The 19,955-nt window shown below is 40.3% G+C and carries 18 protein-coding genes; 4 read left to right on the forward strand and 14 right to left on the reverse strand.

What is annotated here, in order from left to right; genetic code table 11:
- Window positions 1-79: 79 nt before the first annotated feature.
- Window positions 80-787 carry an SDR family oxidoreductase gene (locus ACE01N_RS00425; protein ID WP_380583696.1) on the forward strand — a complete coding sequence of 236 codons (708 nt, stop codon included), beginning with the start codon at window positions 80-82 and terminating at the stop codon, window positions 785-787.
- A gap of 191 nt (window positions 788-978) precedes the next feature.
- On the opposite strand, the gene ACE01N_RS00430 is transcribed toward ACE01N_RS00425, so the two are convergent.
- Genes ACE01N_RS00430 through ACE01N_RS00445 form a run of 4 tightly spaced genes read right to left on the reverse strand, consistent with a single transcriptional unit; the run spans window position 979 to window position 4,441 of the window.
- Entirely contained in the window at window positions 979-1,647 is a 669-nt protein-coding gene (locus ACE01N_RS00430; RefSeq protein ID WP_380583698.1) for a hypothetical protein, read from the reverse strand.
- Window positions 1,648-1,698: 51 nt separating this feature from the next.
- A complete protein-coding gene (locus tag ACE01N_RS00435) occupies window positions 1,699-3,111 on the reverse strand; it encodes an alpha/beta fold hydrolase (RefSeq protein WP_380583700.1) in 1,413 nt (470 codons plus the stop codon).
- 43 nt (window positions 3,112-3,154) lie between these two features.
- A complete protein-coding gene (locus tag ACE01N_RS00440; RefSeq protein ID WP_380583702.1) occupies window positions 3,155-3,676 on the reverse strand; it encodes a GNAT family N-acetyltransferase in 522 nt (173 codons plus the stop codon).
- A 9-nt stretch (window positions 3,677-3,685) separates the two neighbouring features.
- Window positions 3,686-4,441, reverse strand: coding sequence for a CPBP family intramembrane glutamic endopeptidase (locus tag ACE01N_RS00445; protein ID WP_380583704.1), 756 nt, complete (start codon window positions 4,439-4,441; stop codon window positions 3,686-3,688).
- Between the two features lie 162 nt (window positions 4,442-4,603).
- Here ACE01N_RS00445 and ACE01N_RS00450 point away from each other — a divergent pair, with 162 nt between their 5' ends.
- Window positions 4,604-5,197, forward strand: coding sequence for a DUF4294 domain-containing protein (locus tag ACE01N_RS00450; RefSeq protein WP_380583706.1), 594 nt, complete (start codon window positions 4,604-4,606; stop codon window positions 5,195-5,197).
- On the opposite strand, the gene ACE01N_RS00455 is transcribed toward ACE01N_RS00450, so the two are convergent.
- The gene (locus ACE01N_RS00455) at window positions 5,198-7,186 is read right to left on the reverse strand and encodes a DUF4954 family protein (protein ID WP_380583711.1); all 1,989 of its coding nucleotides are present in this window, start codon (window positions 7,184-7,186) and stop codon (window positions 5,198-5,200) included.
- Between the two features lie 113 nt (window positions 7,187-7,299).
- Here ACE01N_RS00455 and ACE01N_RS00460 point away from each other — a divergent pair, with 113 nt between their 5' ends.
- On the forward strand, window positions 7,300-8,307 hold the full coding sequence (locus ACE01N_RS00460) for an SRPBCC family protein (protein WP_380583716.1): 1,008 nt from the start codon (window positions 7,300-7,302) through the stop codon (window positions 8,305-8,307).
- 51 nt (window positions 8,308-8,358) lie between these two features.
- Here the strand turns inward: ACE01N_RS00460 and ACE01N_RS00465 are convergent, their stop codons facing one another.
- The 8 genes from ACE01N_RS00465 to topA form a co-directional block, all read right to left on the reverse strand.
- Window positions 8,359-9,204 (reverse strand): aminotransferase class IV, encoded by an 846-nt coding sequence (locus ACE01N_RS00465; protein WP_380583718.1) that lies wholly within the window; start codon window positions 9,202-9,204, stop codon window positions 8,359-8,361.
- Window positions 9,201-9,701 carry a D-glycero-alpha-D-manno-heptose-1,7-bisphosphate 7-phosphatase gene (locus ACE01N_RS00470; RefSeq protein ID WP_380583720.1) on the reverse strand — a complete coding sequence of 167 codons (501 nt, stop codon included), beginning with the start codon at window positions 9,699-9,701 and terminating at the stop codon, window positions 9,201-9,203. Before ACE01N_RS00470 ends, ACE01N_RS00465 begins: the two co-directional genes overlap by 4 nt.
- A gap of 8 nt (window positions 9,702-9,709) precedes the next feature.
- On the reverse strand, window positions 9,710-10,321 hold the full coding sequence (locus ACE01N_RS00475) for a rhomboid family intramembrane serine protease (protein ID WP_380583722.1): 612 nt from the start codon (window positions 10,319-10,321) through the stop codon (window positions 9,710-9,712).
- Window positions 10,318-11,169 (reverse strand): histidinol-phosphatase, encoded by an 852-nt coding sequence (locus ACE01N_RS00480; RefSeq protein WP_380583724.1) that lies wholly within the window; start codon window positions 11,167-11,169, stop codon window positions 10,318-10,320. Before ACE01N_RS00480 ends, ACE01N_RS00475 begins: the two co-directional genes overlap by 4 nt.
- Window positions 11,170-11,321: 152 nt before the next feature.
- Window positions 11,322-12,611, reverse strand: a complete 1,290-nt coding sequence (locus ACE01N_RS00485; RefSeq protein WP_380583726.1) for an aminotransferase class I/II-fold pyridoxal phosphate-dependent enzyme — start codon at window positions 12,609-12,611, stop codon at window positions 11,322-11,324.
- Between the two features lie 149 nt (window positions 12,612-12,760).
- Entirely contained in the window at window positions 12,761-14,041 is a 1,281-nt protein-coding gene (locus ACE01N_RS00490) for a M16 family metallopeptidase (RefSeq protein ID WP_380583728.1), read from the reverse strand.
- Window positions 14,038-15,285, reverse strand: coding sequence for a M16 family metallopeptidase (locus ACE01N_RS00495; RefSeq protein ID WP_380583730.1), 1,248 nt, complete (start codon window positions 15,283-15,285; stop codon window positions 14,038-14,040). The genes ACE01N_RS00490 and ACE01N_RS00495 overlap by 4 nt, the downstream gene beginning before the upstream one ends.
- A gap of 5 nt (window positions 15,286-15,290) precedes the next feature.
- The gene (gene topA, locus ACE01N_RS00500) at window positions 15,291-17,660 is read right to left on the reverse strand and encodes a type I DNA topoisomerase (protein WP_380583732.1); all 2,370 of its coding nucleotides are present in this window, start codon (window positions 17,658-17,660) and stop codon (window positions 15,291-15,293) included.
- A 212-nt stretch (window positions 17,661-17,872) separates the two neighbouring features.
- Between topA and ACE01N_RS00505 the strand changes: the two genes are divergently transcribed.
- Window positions 17,873-18,760, forward strand: coding sequence for a hypothetical protein (locus tag ACE01N_RS00505; RefSeq protein ID WP_380583734.1), 888 nt, complete (start codon window positions 17,873-17,875; stop codon window positions 18,758-18,760).
- Here ACE01N_RS00505 and ACE01N_RS00510 read toward each other — a convergent pair.
- Entirely contained in the window at window positions 18,749-19,813 is a 1,065-nt protein-coding gene (locus tag ACE01N_RS00510) for a DNA methyltransferase (protein ID WP_380583736.1), read from the reverse strand. The two genes, ACE01N_RS00505 and ACE01N_RS00510, sit on opposite strands and share 12 nt — an antisense overlap.
- Window positions 19,814-19,955 lie beyond the last annotated feature (142 nt).

Here is a 19,955-nt window from a genome sequence, read left to right on the forward strand (position 1 = left end):
ATAAGTCTGTATTCTTTTCCAACCCTCTTAAAAGATTCCGGGATTAATTTTTTAAATTTATCCTTCCAAAAACTCTTTTATGAAAAAATCAAAGGTTGCGGTTGTTACAGGTGGTGCACAAGGCATAGGGAAAGCCATCTGTGAGGCTTTCAAAGCACAGGGCATTACGGTTTGCACTATAGATATACAGGGAAACGACTACTTTGTCGGGGACATTGCAGATGAAACTGTACTCAGGGCATTTTCAGCCAAAGTAATCTCTGATTATGGGAAGATTGACTATCTCATCAACAATGCCTGCCTGACCAGAGGCGGTTTAAACAGTTGCAGCTATAACGATTTTAATTATGTGCTGCGGATTGGGGTTTCAGCACCTTTTCTTTTAACGCAGTTGTTTATGGATCATCTAAACCAGGATGCAAGCATCGTGAATATCTCTTCAACCAGACATCTGATGAGCCAGACCGACACCGAAAGCTATACCGCTGCGAAGGGAGCAATTACTGCATTGACCCATGCGATGGCTGTCACACTTGCCGGGAAAGCACGGGTGAATGCGATTTCTCCGGGATGGATTGATACCACTAATACCGAATACAACGGGTCTAATGCAGAACAGCATCCTGTAGGCCGTGTGGGTAATCCGGCAGATATTGTGAATGCGGTACTGTTTTTATGCGATCCCAAAAGCAGTTTTATCACAGGTCAAAACATAACGATAGATGGTGGCATGACCAAACTTATGATTTACCATAACGATAAGGGTTGGACGTATAATCCGGAATAATTATTTAAAAAGAAAACCCCGCCTGGGAACGGCGGGGCTATACTTTTCATTCAAACGTAAGGTAATTTTCTATGATGTTGTAAAGATACGGTGTTCCTCTGTAATAAAAATCACTGTTTTCAGTGAAAATTCAACTAACTGAAAACCGTTAAAAAATCGTTTCATTACAACTTTATCCTACTCATAATATTCTAATGGGACATTGATTCTTTCATCATTGTTGAATCCGTAATTCCCAAACGTTCCAGCAAAAATTCCTTTCGGCTTTCCTTTTCCAGTTTCTCAAGGATTTCTCCGGTATCAAAATCCGGATATTCCGTTTGAAGTAAGTTTAAATCTTTACGAAAAGCAACATCATCGTTTAACAAAAAATCAAGAACCAATCTGTATGCCCTGTATCGGTCCGGATTTTGGTTCTCCGGCTTTGTGTCCCGGTATTCCCGGTCCACCCTATTTCTGTATTCCATGTATAACTGCCTTGCAGAATCGGGTTTATGGTTTAATTCCAAAGCAACTCCATAATACAGATATCCCTTGTCATCATCCGGTCTGATTTGGATCAGCTCACCCAACGTTGTTTCAGCTTTGGGAAAGTTCTGAAGTTCGAGATAAAGCTTAGCCTGGTTATAATAAAAGATATAATGTTTTTTGCGGTAGGATTTCGCCTTTTCCAGAAGTTCAATTGCTTTTTCCTTTGCTTCAGTTTCATTTACGCCCTTATGCGCACCATACACTATGTTCAGGGCTCTGTCATTCAGATAGTCACTGTAAGCATATTTAAAAAGATAATACGATGGGTACAATAATATCAGAACGGTTATTCCAATGAATTTCAAATTCTTTTTAAGCTCTTTGTTCATTTAATTGCCGGTTTTCTTTAAGCCTTCGTAAAGGGTAAATATATTCAATTTTCATTTCATTACACCTAAAAACTGCATCACTTTATCATTGAACCCTTCCGGATTTTCCAGGTTACTTACATGCCCGGCACCGGGAACAATCTCCTGTTTGGCCAACGGTATTAAATCTACAATTTTACGATGCTTGTGTGCATCTACACTTCCAGTTAAAACAAGAACCGGAACCGTGATATTCTGGTTTCTGATCATCTCTTCATCCTCCTTTCCGTACAAAACACGCGCTTCCACATGCGTTGGCTGCCACTGGCTCCAGCAATAGATCATATCCCATAACTTCGGCTCGATGGATTTAGCATTTGGCCCACCGGAATTGACCAGACCATCCAGCCAGTTAAATTTATGTTCTATTAGTCCTCCCTCAATATATTCTCTTATTTTTCTCTTTTCTTTTGCAATAGTTTCTTTAGTCCAGGGTTCATCCGGTCCCGGAGAACTTCGCAAATCACCGCTGGTAAGAGTTACAGATAAAAGTCGGTTCTGATACTTTGCGATCATATCGGTAGCAATGAATCCTCCCATGGATAAGCCCACAACATGTGCTTTATCGATTTTCAGATAATCCATCAAGGCCACAAGATCCTCCACATGTAAAAACTGTTGTCCTTCAACCTGCATAGCTGAACGACCGTAACCCCGCACATCGTATACTATGGTACGAAAATGTTTTGCAAAAACTCCGAACTGAGGATTCCATTCCGTATGATCAAACGAATGCCCGTGAATAAATATCAGTGGCTCTCCCGATCCGGCTTCCTGGTAATACAACCGGGTTCCGTTCACGCCGGCATATCCCTTCTTTACAGAATCCGGCAACTGTGCAGTCTGAATAATATTGCGGATCCAGAACGGCAGCACCGGAACCGCTAATTCGGCATCCTTGTCGTGTTGCTGACTAACAGCATTTAGCCGGAACATAAACAAACCAACTACATGATTTATAGTATCTGTCCAGCAACACACCTTTGCATGTTGATTTAAAGCATCAGAATCCCTGTCACGAAGATTCTTAATGCTCACCATTCCGTTATTATAAAGCGTTGCAATACGTTGAAATAGGCTATACCGTTCAATCGGATCGCTATTCAACAGCACACTGGTTTGAGCAGAAAAGGTGTTGTTATTTAATGGAGTAAACGCTTTCACATAAGCATCAAACTGTTTTGTAAGAGCAGTATCTGATCCGAATACTTTTTTCAGCAGTACCATATCATTCCCGGTCACATATAGTGCACCGGAGTTTATATTCCCCTGATTCATCCATGCATTGATCAGTGTATCAACTGGCGAAAAATCATAATTCCGGGTAGTTACTGAAGGATCAGCAACTACCGTTTTGCAACTCTGAGAAACGACGGGTAAAAGAAAAATACAGACGAATACCTTAAAAACATTGTGAATGCTCATGGATCAAAAATAAACCATAAAACCCTGCCATACAAACCGGCTGTCATATTTTAAATGTTTCACTTGTGACCCGGTAATAACATGCATCCTCAATACCATGACACGAAGCCATTTTCCAGTACGTCATGCCAAGCTTTTCCAGTACGCGGATTGAAGCTTTATTAGCGAGCGCAGCACGACCAATAATTTCTGCCATTTTTAGTTGATTAAAACCATATTCCAGGGTGCTCTTTGCCGCCTCTGTGGCATACCCCTTTCCCCATTCATTCTTAAAAAACCGGAATCCGACATCAATCATATTCTCCTCATTCAGTTTAAGCCCGCACCAACCCAGAAATTCATGTGTCGATTTGAGGATCACCGCCCATCGGCCAAATCCGTTTTTTCTATAATCATCATAATTCCGGATAAATTCTTCGGCTTCGGTCACATTTCCAAAAGGCGAATCACCGGTGTATCGTAAAACTTCCGGATCAGAATTTAAAAGGTAAAACGCTTCCGCGTCCTTTAGCTGGAACTCCCTGAGAATAAGCCTCGAAGTTTCTGTAACAGGGGTAAGTGTCATAACAAATTATCAGGATTCTGCTTTAATAACATCGTTGTAGAACGTTTGTTTATTGGCTGAAAATCCGATTATCAGGGCCGGAATAGTCCAGACGATGCCATTAGTCAGCATAATCCCGGTATGGTTTAACGATCCTTCGAAGAAGAAAAAGAAGCCAAGGTTCAGCGACAAATGGAATAATGAAGCCACTAAGATATTGTAGGATGTTCCCCGCAACATCCATGTCACAACCACTGATGATGAGACCGTAAACAACAGGAACGACAACATAAAAGCCACTCCTTTTGCATAGAGATGAGCGTGCCACAGTCCCCAGAATATACCGGTAAATATTCCCGATAATAATACCGAAAATTTCTTTTCAAAATAAGGTTGCAGAAATCCCCTCCATCCTATCTCTTCACCAACAGCTCCAAGAATCATTCCCGGAAGTACCGGCCAAAGTGCACTAAACCGGTGTTGGGTAATAATCATTGGGAAATGCATCATATTGCCGATCAGGTATACCTTAAACAGGATCAAAAAAGGTAAAATAAAAGCGAGCACCATTTTATAGATGTTCCATGGATCTGCCTTGAAATTCAACGTAAAACGGATGTCGCGAAATATTAAGGATAAAAGTAAAAATGCCAGTACAGGGGCAAGCTGAGGCAGCATTACAGATGAATAATTTAGAGAAAGGATCTCCTGTAAACCCACAAGCGCCAGCGTAACAATAAGAACGAACAGAATAAAAACCAATACTCTTGCACTAAATTTCTTCATCCCTTTATTTTAAATCCAGTGCATAATTACAAAATAATCATTACATCTCCCTAATCATATATATTTTTTTATATGTGTTAAACTGTTTAAATTTATAACCACCAGTGAGATTTATTCGTTTAAGTAATAAATTGCATGGTCTTTGCTTAACTTTGTTATGATATGAGCAAATACATAGTCATATTTCTTTTCATTGTATCTGGTCTGTTCCCGGCATTTTCCGAGAGCAAAGCTACTGCAATGGCCGATATTCCGCCTGCTACTGTTCCACAGAAAGACACCATTTACATGAAAATTCTACCACAGATTGATGTTTACCCGCGTCCGGTTTTCAAAAACAACAGGCAGCGCAGATTATATAACCGTTTGATCAGGGATGTCAGGATTACTTTACCTTACGCTAAACAGGCAGCAAATATCCTGGACAATGTTAACGATTCCCTGCAGAACATTAAAGGTGAAAAGGCCAGGAAAGAGTATCTTAAAAGTGTGGAGAAAGATCTGTTTTCAGAGTTTGAGCAACCCTTAAGAAAACTCACCTTTTCACAAGGCAGACTGTTGATTAAGCTTGTTGACCGTGAATGTCAGCAAAATTCTTTCGAACTTGTAAAATTATACAGAGGTGGGTTCTCTGCATTCTTCTGGCAGGGTATTGCACGTATTTTTGGCGCGAACCTTAAAGCCGAATACGACGCAAAGGGTGAAGATCTTCAAACGGAGCAGATAGTCAGGATGGTTGAACTCGGCCTTTTGTAATCAGTTAACCAGATGTTTTAAGCGACCTATCAACTCGTTGCCCAGTGCTTCCTTTTTTACCATATGTTCTTTAATGGCGGCAACTGCTTCGTGTTGTTCAAAATCGCCCCGAACCTGTTCAAAATCTATCTTTCTGTTAAAGTCATCCCCGTCGGCACCAAACCCGGTTTGCTTGGATAGGGTAAATTCTTTCCGGGCATCCTCGTACAACATTTTATCCAAACCTATCACACTATCTTTCCAGCGTTCCACAATTCGTACCACATCCTTCGCTGTAAATTTATCGTAACTCTTTTTCTCCTCCTGTTCCAGAATATCCATTGCCCAGGTCCATTCGATATCGTAATATTTCTTATGCAGGAATTTAAAGGTTTTATTGACCTCTTTCAAACTCTTAATTGCACCGTTTTCAATCCGGTCCAAAAGATCATTTATGGCTTCCTGTGGTGCTATTAGTCCGGCCAGATCAATCCATTCGCCTTTACCAAGTTCTTCATCCGGTTTTAAACGCTTACAGATTTCTTCATCGGAATCGAATTGCAGATTCTCAAGCCTTTTGATAATAGAGTTTCCCAGAAATTTATTGATCCCTATCTGGTACAATTCAATTCCACGCAACAATGATTTTTTTTCTATAACCACATTGTGAAAAGTATATTGTTCTGCCCGCTCGCCTGAAATTTCAAATAAATGTTTCAGAATCACACGGCCTGCAATCATCTTACGAATGGTAAACGGACTCAACAGGTTGAAATTGATATAATCAAGCTTAACCGGATCCTGACGTCGGTCCCTCCGGGGCCATTTTTGTGCATCCCGAATAGTACCAACACTTTTCAGGTTAATAGCCGGAACCAGAACGCTCTCATCCTTATTTTCTATCATGTAAGAAAAAGGAAGATCACTGGTATCGGAATTTTTATAATGCCTTCCCATAACCAGTGTAAACGGCCCTACTTTAGCTGGCCAAAGCAGATATGAATCACTGGTTGTTTTTGCACCCCGCTCCATAATGCCCTGATGAATAGGCCCCAGCTTGTACATATGGTTACTCTGGTTTGAGCCACTACCTGCATTACAAAACGAGAAGTATCCTGCAATTAATAAGGTTGATTTATGGTGTGTCACCGTAAATGGTGCAGCGAAGATGGAGCAGGCTTCACCATGATAGCCTTCAAAATTGGAGAAAAACAGTGAATTCTCTGCCGAATAATGTTTCCCCATTTTACATCCCTGCCCTACAAAGCAACTTTCCAGGATCACCGACTCGGCAATTTTTGATCCTGACGACACAATGCTGTCCTCAATCTTTATTCCACAACCGAGAAACACAGGATCGTGTTCGTTACTGTTAATACTGGCATTTTTTATAAAACTTACGCCCTCAATCACAGCACTGTCTCCAATCCGCACGTTCCTTAAAAACTGACAGTTTCTGATACTGGCCGATTTTCCAATGGTGCCCATGTCCGAAGTTACCGATTCTGCGTACTCATCTATCATCTGATACAACCGCTCAATGAGTTTCGGGCGATAACGGTAAAGTGCAATTATATAGGCCAAATGAGCAGAGAGGTAGTCAAACACAGGAACCTCGCGTCCACCAGTTTCATTCAACACTTTAGCCTGAACACCGTTTCCAAATGAGGACTTCTCCGTAACCTCTATGATATCTACATTTTCAATCACCGTTTCATCGCCGATGTTGTAATTGGCAATATGATTCCTGATCTTATGGATATAAACATTATCACCTATGATACAATTATGTAAAAATGCACCTGAAACGGACGAAGGTCTCCTGATACCACTGGAGAACAGATGATCTTTTTCCAGTACACCTATTTTTATTTTACCCGAAAATTGTGTTTTTTTAATCCGGTTCGGATCAAAACCATCTTTTACCATGACAAGATCCCAATCTTCACACTGGCAATCATGGCCTTCAAGTATTTCTATCTCAGAAGGATGTAGATTTCTGTAGTTCATAGAGTCTGTTTAACCAAAAACGGAATTTAGTAAATTTTATTTCCCTTTGTATCCCAACAACTTAACCGTTTTTTTGTTTTTATTGTAGTAACAAAGATATAACCTTAGTAATTATGATTAAAAAAATTTTGCTTATTCTCGCCATAATCATAGCCGGAGTGGTTATTTGGCTGGCGGTTATAGATGGTTCGTACCATGTGAAACGGACCGTTAAAGTTGATGTTCCTGTATCAAAAGCCTATACATTTATTGCAGATTATAAAAACTGGAAAGACTGGTCGCCATGGCTGATCATGGAGAAAGATGCAGAAATGAACTATACCGGCGAGCCGGGAACACTGAATCATGGTTATTCATGGAAAGGGAAACTCACAGGATCAGGCGAAATGACCACAACGAAACTGATACCTAACGAACTTATAGAAGAAGGATTGTATTTTAAAGAACCGTTCCCGTCAAATTCAGATGTATACTGGACATTCAAGGGTGATTCAACAGAAGCTGAGATCACCTGGGGCATGAAAGGGAAGATGCCATTCCTTTTTAAATTTATGGCTAAGCAGATGGAGCCAATGATAGGGATGGATTATGAAAGAGGCCTGAGCATGCTGAAGGAAAAACTGGAAACAGGGAAAGTAAGTTCTGAAGTGAACGTTCTGGGGGTAGAAAATGTGGATCAGCAGAATTATATAGGCATTGAAGGAGAACTTGAATTTGAAGCCCTGGATACATTTATGAATAATGCCTATATCCGGTTGGCCGATGTGATTAATCAGCATCCAAAGCTGGAAGTTGCAGGACATCCTCTCAGCATTTACAACGACTTTGGGATGGATGGTGGCCTGGTAAATATTATTGCAGCGATTCCTGTTCAGGGCGAGATAACTGAAATGGATGGCATTGTTTCGGGGATGCTTCCTGCAGGAAAAGCACTGAAAGTGCAGCACCTTGGGAAATATGAAAATACAGGCAACGCCTGGTCTGCGGCCTTTAGTTACATCCGTTATAACAAAATGAAGGCAGATAACTCAAAACAGGCATTCGAAATCTACACCACTGATCCGATGATGGAACCGGATCAGGACAAATGGGAAACCATTGTTTATGTACCTTTAAAATAATGCGATAAAATTTGAATCAAAATCAGGGTTTCATTTTGGGATCCTAATTTTTTATAACCCTGCCTTTTTATTGATCTCTGCCATCAGAAACCGGCTCATCTTATACAGATATCGTTTGGTTTTATAAGCAACCACCCAGTTTATGCCGCGCATGGCATTGGAGATAAATACTTCGTCCGAGGTTAGCAAATCTTCAGGCACAAGGCTGTTGCTTTCCTTCAACTCGATATTTTGTTCCGATGCTATTTCCAGGATTACACGGCGCATTACGCCATCCACGCAACCTGTTTTTAACGAAGGCGTAATCAATTTATTCGCCTTGTAAATAAATACATTCGAAGACAAAGCCTCCACCAGCACATTGTTTTCATTTAGAATCAATATGTCATCTAACTTTCGCCGCTGCATATTAATGCCGGCAAGAACAAGCAAGACCGCACTGCTGTTTTTAAAATTTCCAAGTTCTGACGAAGATTTGAAATGCTCCTCGTAAGTATCCACAAATAAACCTTTATCGTTCAGTGTAAATTTGTTATCTGCTACCGAATCAACTTCAATCAGAAAATCAACTTCGTTCGTAAGTGGAGCATATTTACCACCTTCTTTTCTGAATACGGAAATACGAATGCTGTTCCCGTTAAAAAGCTTATCTGCTTTTATCAGCCTTTCTGCCGACTCTCTCAATAATGAACTACTAACTATCCCCGGAACCATCCGCATAACATCCATTCCGCGAAACAAGCGTTCGTAATGGTAATCAAAAAACGGGATGGTCGTGCCACGGCTGCGCATGGTTTCAAACAATCCATCACCATAACGGAATGCACGGTTTTTTATACCAACCGTAAATTCTTTGGCTGGATATAAATCACCGTTAAAACATATGTGTCTTATCATGCCCTGTGTTCATCTAAAATTTCCTGGCACACCGGAAGCAGATCAGCATTTGTGGATATTTTTATGCAGCGTAATTTCGATTTCTGTCCCGCCTGCATGTCACGCTCACTGTCACCTATCATGTACGATTGTGCCCTGTCGATCCGAAAACGCGAAATAGCCTTTTCAATATTCAGGTTCCCTGGTTTACGACACAGGCAACGTTGTATATCGCTGTGATGCGGACAATAATAAATTTCGGTTAGTGAAATACCAAACTTCTTAAGCTGGTTACGCATTTCAAGATGTACCTTTTCCACATCAGAAATGGTATATTCACCTTTAGCCACACCACCCTGATTTGTGATCACTATAATTAAAAATCCGACATCCTGAAGCAATTTCAGGCCTTCTCCAACACCAGGATTCAGTTTAAAATCCTCTGGTTTGTAGATATAGTAATGGCCTGCATCGCTGTTTATTGTTCCGTCCCTGTCAATAAATATCGCCTTCCTCATTGTCCTTTTTAAAAGGGGTTCAATTTCGAAATAAAATCAAAAATGCTCACCGGATGTATTAATACCGGAAATATAAATCCATACACCGCACCCCAAAAATGCGCATCATGCCCCACATTATCAATGTTTTTTCTGCTCATGTAATATGAATAGTAAAGGTAGCCCGCACCGAAAATAATTCCAGGAATCGGAATGATTCCAAAAAAATACAACAGGTTCCACGGATCATAAAAAATATTGGCAAACACAACTGCCGATACAGCCCCTGATGCCCCAATAGCCGTATAATATGGATTGTCCTTATGTTTTTTATAGGAAACCGCTGAAGAAACCGGAAGCGCTGTAACGTATAACAGAGTAAATAAAAATGTACCGTTCAACAGATGTGAATTGATACTTAACTGATGTTCCAGTGAATTTGCAAACATGTACAACACAAACATATTTACACCCAAATGCATCCAGTCTGCATGAACTAAACCATGGCTGAACACCCTGTAATATTCCCTGTGATAATTAATTTTATGCGGATTAAAAGACAGTTTATTCAACAACACATTATCCCTGAATCCCTGGGCAGATACAAGAGCGGTTAACACAATTATTCCTATCAGCATCATACCAACACTCCCTTTTTTGTCAATTTACAATCCTGCCACTGTCCGTTAATAAATTCTACCACACTGGTTACTCCGGCCTCAGTCAGGGCCTCAGCGGCTTCATTAAATGCAAGGCTCATGTTTTCCGGTTCATGCGTATCACTGTTTATTGTGACCCGTATATTCTTATCTGCCAATAATTTAAAGAATGACTGGTGCGGATAGAAGAATCCCAGTTTCCGGTAAGATTTAGTATTAATTTCAACAATCACATCCTTTTGACTGGCAACATCCAATAGCTGTCCTACCAAATCTTTATACCAAGACTCATTCACATCGTGATATCTTGATCCATGCTGATACATTTTGTCTATATGACCAACGATATCGAAACCATTATGCTCCATCATCTCACAGGAAACTTCCGTGTACCGCCTGGCGAATTTCCGGATATCTCCGTTAAAAATCGTTTTGATACCAAGATCGAACCATTCTACCGGACCATCAACAGACCATGGTGTTCCGTCAGGAAGATAATCGAGATAATGAACAGAAGCTATCAGGTAATCAGTTGGTAAAGCCTTTATAAGCTTACTTTGCGGACCAAACATTCCGGGAATATAATCCACCTCCATTCCCAGTAAGATCTCTATCTTATGACAGTATTTTTCTCTGAGTGTCAAAACCTCATTGATATAAAGAGGTATATCGGACGCTCTCATATTCCAATCCGAATGATAAGGCACAGGAGAATGTGATGAAAATCCAAGTTTTGTGAAATCTGACCTTACGGCAGCTTTCACAAACTCCTTTGCATCCGCTCTTCCATCACAATACTGCGTATGACAATGATAATTGGTCCAAAGCATAATCTGCACTTTAGAATTCCTCTCAAATATAACAATCCTGTACTATTCAGCCAATAATTAAAGTTGCTTTTATGTGGTATTACATTTAAAAGTTACGCACAAAAAAACCCACAACACACGCTGCGGGTTCTAATTGGCTATATCTTATCTGTTTAAGCATCTGCATCAAGACAGGCGTTGTAAATTCCCTCGAACATGGTTTTGATATCGCTTGCCGCAACAGCAGAAAATGCGATACGTAAAATATCGCCCAGAGCAATCAGACCAATGCTGTATTTTTCAATCAGAATCTGCCTTACTTTATCAGCTTCCATTCCTTCGCGCAACTTTACGCACATAAAATAACCGGAATTGAAAGGCAGGGCACTAAAATATGTCTTATACTTTTCTTCATTTAACGCTTCTTTTACTGCATCGTAACGCGCTTTCATGATGTCATATTTGCGATCTTTCTCGGTCTGATAATCCGGAGATTCAAACGCATGCAGCAATAACGACTGTGAAATATTTGCGGCATTGGAAATGTTACCCCTCACAGCTCCGGCAGTTTTTGATTCCAAAGCATTATAAATGGCATCATCAGCTCCTTTGAACCCATAAGAGATAAATCCTACACGAAATCCCCATACATAATCTTCCTTTGTCGGGCCATCTACTTTAACTGCCAGCACATTTTCGTGCATATCAGCAAGCTCAGAAAATATTGATTCTGTTGCCACACCATCCTCATAAACCAGTCCGAAATAAGCATCATCCATAACAGCCACGATTTTCTTACCGGCTTCTGCAGCTTCGCTTACGGCAGCAACAATGGCCTTCATTTCGGCAAATGTTGGTGTATAACCGGTCGGGTTATTCGGAAAGTTCAGAATAACGATCTTCTTGTCTCCACCTGACAGCAGCTGCTCTTTCAAAGCTTCAACATCAAATCCGTTATCTTTAAAAGTATTAAATTTAACCAGCTTTGCACCGTATGCATTGGTCAGGATCAGATTATAATTACCCCAGAATAAATCCGGAACAATTATCTCATCACCGTCATTTACAAACATGTAACCCATCATGCTTATCCCATGAGTCAGTGCATTGGTTACAACCGGAAGGCTGATATTTTTTCCCTTTAGACCCGGATTTTTGTCATAAATCATCTCCTTCCATTTCTTTCGGATATCAGGACGACCAAAACTTGGAGCATAGGGAAAAACCAATGAAGGATCAAGATTAATGTTCTTTTCGATGGATGGAAGACGCATCGGACTGTTATCGTCCTCGATGGCAGCACCAATTGTTGCATTAATCTTAGTTCCCTTGGCTTCAGCAGTCTGCCCCAGGATTCCTTTCTTAGGGAAGAAAATATTTTTCCCTTTTTCCGATAACAAGTCGAAAACGACAGGGCTCTTTGCCTGAATAATGTCGTTTAATTCTTTGGCTTGTGGATTCATAAATGCGGTTTTAATTGATTGAATGATTTTATCCAGGTTAATTTTAAACCTGTTGCAAAAATAGATGATTTAGCAAACTTCTGCAATATAAATAATGGAAGTAAAGCTCAATCTTACAGAAATTTATTACACATGAAAAAATTGGAAAACTACTTTTGACTGCCGGCTACCGCAATAATCAGATCATCAGGGTTCAGCCATGTTTGAGCCAGCGCCTGAAGGGAATCAGAATTTGTTGCATCCATGGTTTCAAGATAGGTTTCAATAAAGTCAAAATTTAATCCATTTTCCCACAACGACCGGTAAACATCGGTAATGGCAAACGGTCCGTCAAAGCTGCGCATGATTTCACCGCTCAGATAATTTTTAACCATCTGAAGTTCATCGACCGGAACCGGTTCATTCCGTAGCAATATCATCTCCTTCCTGATCTCTTCCAGTACCTTATCGCGGTATTCGTTGGCCGTTTCTGTAGAAATTCCCATGTAGGACCCTAAAGGCTGATTCACTACATACGAACCAATGCCGTAGGTGTAACCTTTATCCTCACGGATATTCCGCATCAGCCGGCTTCCGAAATATCCTCCCAATACACCACACAACAACTGAAATGCGGGAAAATCCCTGTCGCCCTTATCCATAATGTGACGACCAGCCTTTATAGCTGACTGAACGCCATCTTTAGGTACATACCTTACGCCCGGCTTTTCCGGTTCTGCTACATATTCAGTTGATCCGTTTAAAGGTGTTGATCCGTTCCAACCCACACATAAATACTTGTCAATAATGCTGATCACATTATCATCCACTTTTCCTGAAACAAACAGAGTGCATTTGTTGGAAGAATAGTGAGAATTATAAAAATTCTGAAGATGGGCGGTATTAACCTTATCAAAATCTTCTTCTTCGGCTTGCTGTGCATAGGGATGATTCTCGCCCCAAAGTCTTTTACTGAATGCTTTGGCAGCCAAAAGCTTCACTTTTCCCTGGTTTACAAGAAATTCCTGCTTTCTGTTTTCAAGCGTCACCTCAAATTCCTTTTCCGGAAATGAAGGTTCATGCACAATTGAAGCCAGCAAAGGCATCAGCTTCGGCAAATGTTTGGTTAATGCATACAGAGAAAGTGTACTATGATGAAATCCGTTGGTAAACTCCAGAAAAGCACCGTGAAAATCCAGCTGATAAGCAATATGGCCGCTGTTAAATGAACGCGAACCTTCTTTAAGCAACGTTCCGGTCAGCAAAGAAACCAAAGGCAATGGCTGATGAACGGTGCCTGCTTCGAACACCACATCGATCTTTACAATTTCCTGATCTCCCCGTGAAAATGCGTACAGCTTTATTCCGTTGCTCATTTCATAAATATGAGGGGCATCAGGCCGGAAAGGTTCTGCCGGTAAAATCAACGGTATTTTTTTGCTGATGTTCATGCGTCTAACGATTCTGAAAGATAATAAAGTACGGATGTATTCTCTTCACGGAACAACTCACGGCTTACTCTTTGAATATCGTTGATGGTTACATTCCGGTATTTATCGGATTCGTTATTAATCATTCCGGCATCGCCAAGCGTCTCAAACAACGCCAGGTTCATGGCTTTATTCAAATAGTGCGATTCCTCGAACACATGCGAAGATTCAACTTTGTTTTTTACTTTTTGCAATTCTGTTTCATGAACAGGCTCATTCACAATCGTATCCAGTTCCCAGCGAACCCTCTTCTCGGCTTCCTTTATGGTATATTTAGGATTTACTTTCCCGGTTACATAAAACAATCCGGGTTCTATATCGCCACCGATATATGCATTCAGATCCACAAAAACCGGATCGTTTTTTACCAGACGCTCGTAAAGACGCGATGAATTTCCATTGGATAAGATATCTGAAATCAAGTCGGTAGCATGATAATCCCTGTCGGTTCTGCTACACATATGAAATGCCATGAACAAAGCATTCAAAGGCACATCCCGTTTCAATGTCAGCTCACGACGTTCCGTTTGCCGTGGTTCAACCGGTAACATGCGCGGCATTACATCGCGACGTTCAATATCCCCGAACCATGTTTCGGCCATCCTAAACGCACGCTCAGCCTTAATATCTCCGGCTATTGACAGCACGGCATTGTTTGGCGCATAATGCGAATAAAAAAATGCTTTTACTTCATCAATACTGGCATCACGAATATGTTCAATAGTTTTACCGATAGTTGGCCACTGATAAGGGTGCACTTTGTAAGCCAGCGGCCTTGAATACAAGGTTACATCGCCATACGGTTGATTAAGGTAACGCTGTTTAAACTCCTCTATTACGACCTGGCGCTGTATGTCGAGACTCCTGGACGAAAATGCCAGCCCCCTCATCCTGTCTGATTCCAACCAGAATCCGACCTCTGCATTTTGCTTTGGCAATGTCAGGTAATAATTCGTAAAATCGTTGCTGGTCCATGCATTGTTCTCTCCTCCTGCTTGCTGGACCGGTTCATCGTAAACCGGAACCTCAGGTGTTCCGCCAAACATAAGGTGTTCAAACAAATGTGCAAATCCGGTACGTTCAGGAGACTCATCCTTTGCCCCAACATTGTATAAAAGATTAACAGCCACCATCGGCGAACACGCATCAAAGTGGTGAACAACTTTAAGTCCGTTGCTCAGAATCTTTTTCGAAAACCGGATCATCAGATTTACTTTTTAGATGACTTTGTTGACTTCTTTGCGGCTGTTTTTTTGGTGGTTTTGCCAGCTGTCTTTTTCCCTTTTGAACCGGAATCCTTGGTCAGTTCCATGCATTTTTCCAATGTTAATGCCTCAGGATCGGTTCCTCTGGGTATTTTGAAGTTTTTCTTTTTGTATTTAATATACGGACCAAAACGGCCTTTCAGAATCTGAAGATCAGGTTCCTCATCGAAAGTTTTAATCAAACTGTTTTTTTCCTGTTCACGTTTGGCCTCAATAAGCTCTATGGAACGTTCCAACGTAATGGAAAGCGGATCATCCTCTTTCCCAAGCGATACGAATTTGCTTGCATGGCGTACATAAGGGCCAAACCGACCAACACCAATCACCACTTTTCCACCTTCGAACTCACCAACTTCGCGCGGCAGTTTAAAGAGTTCCAGCGCCTCCTCTAAAGAAATAGAATTGATACTCTGACCTTTCAACAGACTTGCAAACTGCGGCTTTTCCTCTTCCTCGGCTGTTCCAACCTGAACCATAGGGCCAAAACGGCCTATCTTTACAGAAACCTGCCGTCCCGTTTTCGGATCGGTACCCAGAATACGTTCACCAACTTTGGTTTCAGAACGTTCCTTGCTTTTTTCCACGGTTGGATGAAAATCCTTGTAAAATTCATCAATGGCTTTTGTCCAGTCCAGTTTCCCCTCCGCAATCACATCAAATTCCTTCTCAACCTCAGCGGTAAAGTTGTAATTCATGATGTCGGTGAAATTCTCATCCAGAAAATCGTTCACCACCATACCTATATCTGTCGGGAAAAGCTTTGACTTTTCGTATCCGTAATTTTCCTTTTTGGTTGTTTCTTTTACAGCGCCATTTTTCAGAACCAGCTCTGCGTATTCCCTTGTATCTCCTTCGCGGCTCTCTTTCACCACATATTCCCGGTTCTGAATGGTAGAAATAGTTGGCGCATAGGTAGAAGGACGCCCAATGCCCAATTCCTCCAATTTACGAACCAGACTTGCCTCGGTATACCGCGGCGGTTTCTGAGTGAACCTTTCTGTTGCAACAATCTGACTCAGGTCAAGCTTCTGATCAACTTGCACTGCCGGTAATAATCCGTTTTCTTCCGATCCGTTTTCTTCATCATCAAACGACTCAATATACAGCTTAAGAAAACCATCGAACTTAATGATTTCACCAGTAGCCGTAAAATATTCTTCGTGGCTGCTTACACCTATTTTTATGGTTGTTTTTTCCAACTGTGCATCACTCATCTGTGAGGCCACGGTGCGCTTCCATATTAGTTCATACAGACGCTGCTCCTGCGCCGAACCGCTTATTTCGTGTTGGTTCACATAGGTAGGACGAATAGCTTCGTGCGCTTCCTGAGCTCCTTTTGATTGCGTTGAAAATTTTCTTACCCTGGAATATTCGGAACCAAACTGTTCAATAATCTCACTTTTCGACGTATTGATCGCCAGACTTGATAAATTAACAGAGTCGGTACGCATATATGTAATGTGACCCGATTCGTATAAACGCTGGGCAATGGTCATAGTTTGCGAAACAGAATATCCCAGCTTCCTGCTGGCCTCCTGCTGCAAAGTAGAAGTTGTAAATGGCGGAGCAGGTGATTTTTTGGTCGGCCTCTTAGAAATATCTTCAATTACAAAGCTTGCCCCGGCACAGCCCTGTAAAAATGTTGCAGTCTCTTCGGCTGTTTTAAACCTTTTGGATAATTCTGCTTTTAATAAGGTGTTATCTCCATTTCCATTGGGAACCAGAAATTCAGAAATGACCCGGAATGACGATTGAGGTTCAAACGCTTCTACTTCACGTTCACGTTCCACAATTAATTTAACAGCTACAGACTGTACCCTTCCGGCAGATAAAGATGGCTTTACCTTTCTCCACAGGATTGGCGAAATTTCAAATCCCACAATGCGGTCAAGTACACGGCGTGCCTGCTGCGCATTTACCAGATGCTGGTCTATTTTACGAGGCGTCTGTATGGCATTAAGAATGGCATCCTTAGTTATCTCATGAAAAACAATGCGTTTTGTTTTTTCTTTATCGAGGTTTAAGGCCTCGGCCAAATGCCAGGCAATTGCTTCTCCCTCACGGTCCTCATCCGATGCAAGCCAAACCGTTTTTGCATCGGCTGCCATCTTCTTTAATTCCGTAACAATTTTTTTCTTGTCCGTTGGAATAGTATAATGAGGTTGATAATTATTTTCCAGATCGATACTCAAATCCCTCTTCTTCAGATCACGGATGTGACCGAAACTGGACTTCACAACGAAATCTTTACCCAAAAACTTTTCTATCGTTTTTGCTTTAGCAGGGGACTCAACGATCACTAAATTTTCAACCATAATCAGATTCAACCTTTTAAAATTTTTGCAAATTAAAGGATTTCAGTTCTTATAAACCAAATGCAATTCAAAGTTTTATCACAGAACCTATACCTTATATCTATAGATATAAAAAAATTCATGCAATTATCTATGTCAACGAGACAGCTTTTGTACAATTTGAAATCTCACATTTTTTTGTACTTTTATACATCATCAAAACCTTGAAATTAATGCTTCCATTAGATAAAGATTTACAAAAACCTAAAAACAGCATCAAAGAATTTAAAGAAATTTCATTGCGTGTGCTGAACTATTTTCCTAATGTAATCAGCAATAGTGAAGAGAAAGGAGATTATCTGATTCTATGTTCAAATCAGGCAGGAAACCTAAAATATGTCAGACCAATTAACCGCAGACTTTTTATTACTGAACCTGAAACATTTAGCAATTCTGTTGAACTATTAAATAATGTACTTCTGAAAATAAAGAACAAAGAAGACGTAACTGATGAAGAAAAACTTACTATTGATAAAGTAGTTTATACCATTCAACAATCTATTGGAGCAGGACTTGATTTACTGGTAAATCCAAATAGTGCCAGGAAGCATGTCGGAAACAGATTTGAAGAATTAATACGTGTAATTTTTACTGAAATTGGAATATCAAATAGTAAAATCGTTTTGCAAATACCTTACGAGACAGATGAAGGAACTAAAACATATAAATGTGAAAACGATCTTGTTATTTCCCCGTATAATGAAGTTAAGTCAACATCGCAATCTCTGGATGAAAAGGAAGTCGTTGTTTCCATCAAAACGACTTCAAAAGATAGGATGGGTAAAATGTTTATCGACAAACTATTGCTTGAACGGTTTGTCAAACATCCGCAGAAAGTCATTGGAATATTCTTAAACGATGTTCAACGAAAAGAAGAAAATAATATCGGTTTTACGCTTGTTTCGGGATTATTTATGGTGTATACCGAGTTTCTGACGAAATTGGAAGGTGTTTATTATCTTGACCCTCCGCCTACAGCCCTTAAGTCACCTTACAATGTTTATATAAGTACATTTTCAGAGCTTCTAACCGGTAAATTGAATGAACTTCTAGCCTCTTAACTTTTTTCTTCTGTTATTGGATTCCATTTCATCTTTGGCTCCAAGAATTCTGATAATATGTTCCTGATCAGACAACCTTTCCTTAATAATATTACAGTATTCAAGATTAAGTTCTGTCCCTAACCAACGCCTTTTATAAGCTTCTGCCACAGCATAGGTTGTACCTGAACCACCAAACGGATCCAGTATTAAGCTATCTTGATTTGAAGAAGACAGGATTATTTTTCTAAGTAATTCCACTGGTTTTTGTGTAAGATGAGGATATTTCTCCCACGCACCATTAGAAATGGTTGGGATCTCAAACACATCTTTAGGTTTGGCACCTAAAGGATTGGGCTCCCATACATAATCCTTTTTACCATTTGAATATTGAGAGGTTTCAGCCTGAGTTCTTTTTGGATATTTTAAAGTATGCTCATTATATGGAATCCTTACGTCATCAATATTAAAAATAAAATCTTTTGACTTTCTAAAATGCAAAATACTTTCGTGTGAACGGCCCCAGTCGCTACCAAGGTTTGCTTTGTTCCTGTAAAACCAAACCAGCCATTTACAACCTTTAAATAAATGAGATGCAGACCATTTAATATCTGCCAGTATTTCCGAAAAACCACAAACATAAAGCGATCCCGTTTTTCTCAACACCCGGTGAGCCTCAGATATCCATTCCATACTCCATTCAACATACTCATTTTGAGAAGAAAATGTATCCCACTCTGCTTTCTTAATATTATATGGTGGATCGGCAAAAATCAGATCAACAGAATTAGAATCCAGTTGTTTTAAATACTTTATGGCGTCATAATTATACAGATTCCCATATTGTGCTGAAAAGTAAGGCTTTATAGTTTCATCTGCCTTTACAGGCTTATATTGTAGCTCTAACTGTAGCTCTTCTACCAGACTCACCACCTGTACTTCGGAGTAAACCCGATAATTATTTATCGGATGCCGTATACTTTTAAATTTTCCGCTTTTATCCCATCTTCTAAGGGTTTCAGAACTTACATTAAGTTTTTCAGCAGCCTGACTAATTGACAAATACTTCTCCATATCATTAAACAACCTTACACATGTTTACACAACAAATATATAAATTTTTAACTAAAAAACTCAGACATAAACGTACGATTTTGCATCATTTTATGGCTTCCATATTATCATACGAATCAAAAATAATTATACGATATTTGTT

Source organism: Quyinboa ferrireducens, assembly GCF_042436675.1.
Lineage (GTDB): Bacteria > Bacteroidota > Bacteroidia > Bacteroidales > UBA5342 > JBHJHP01.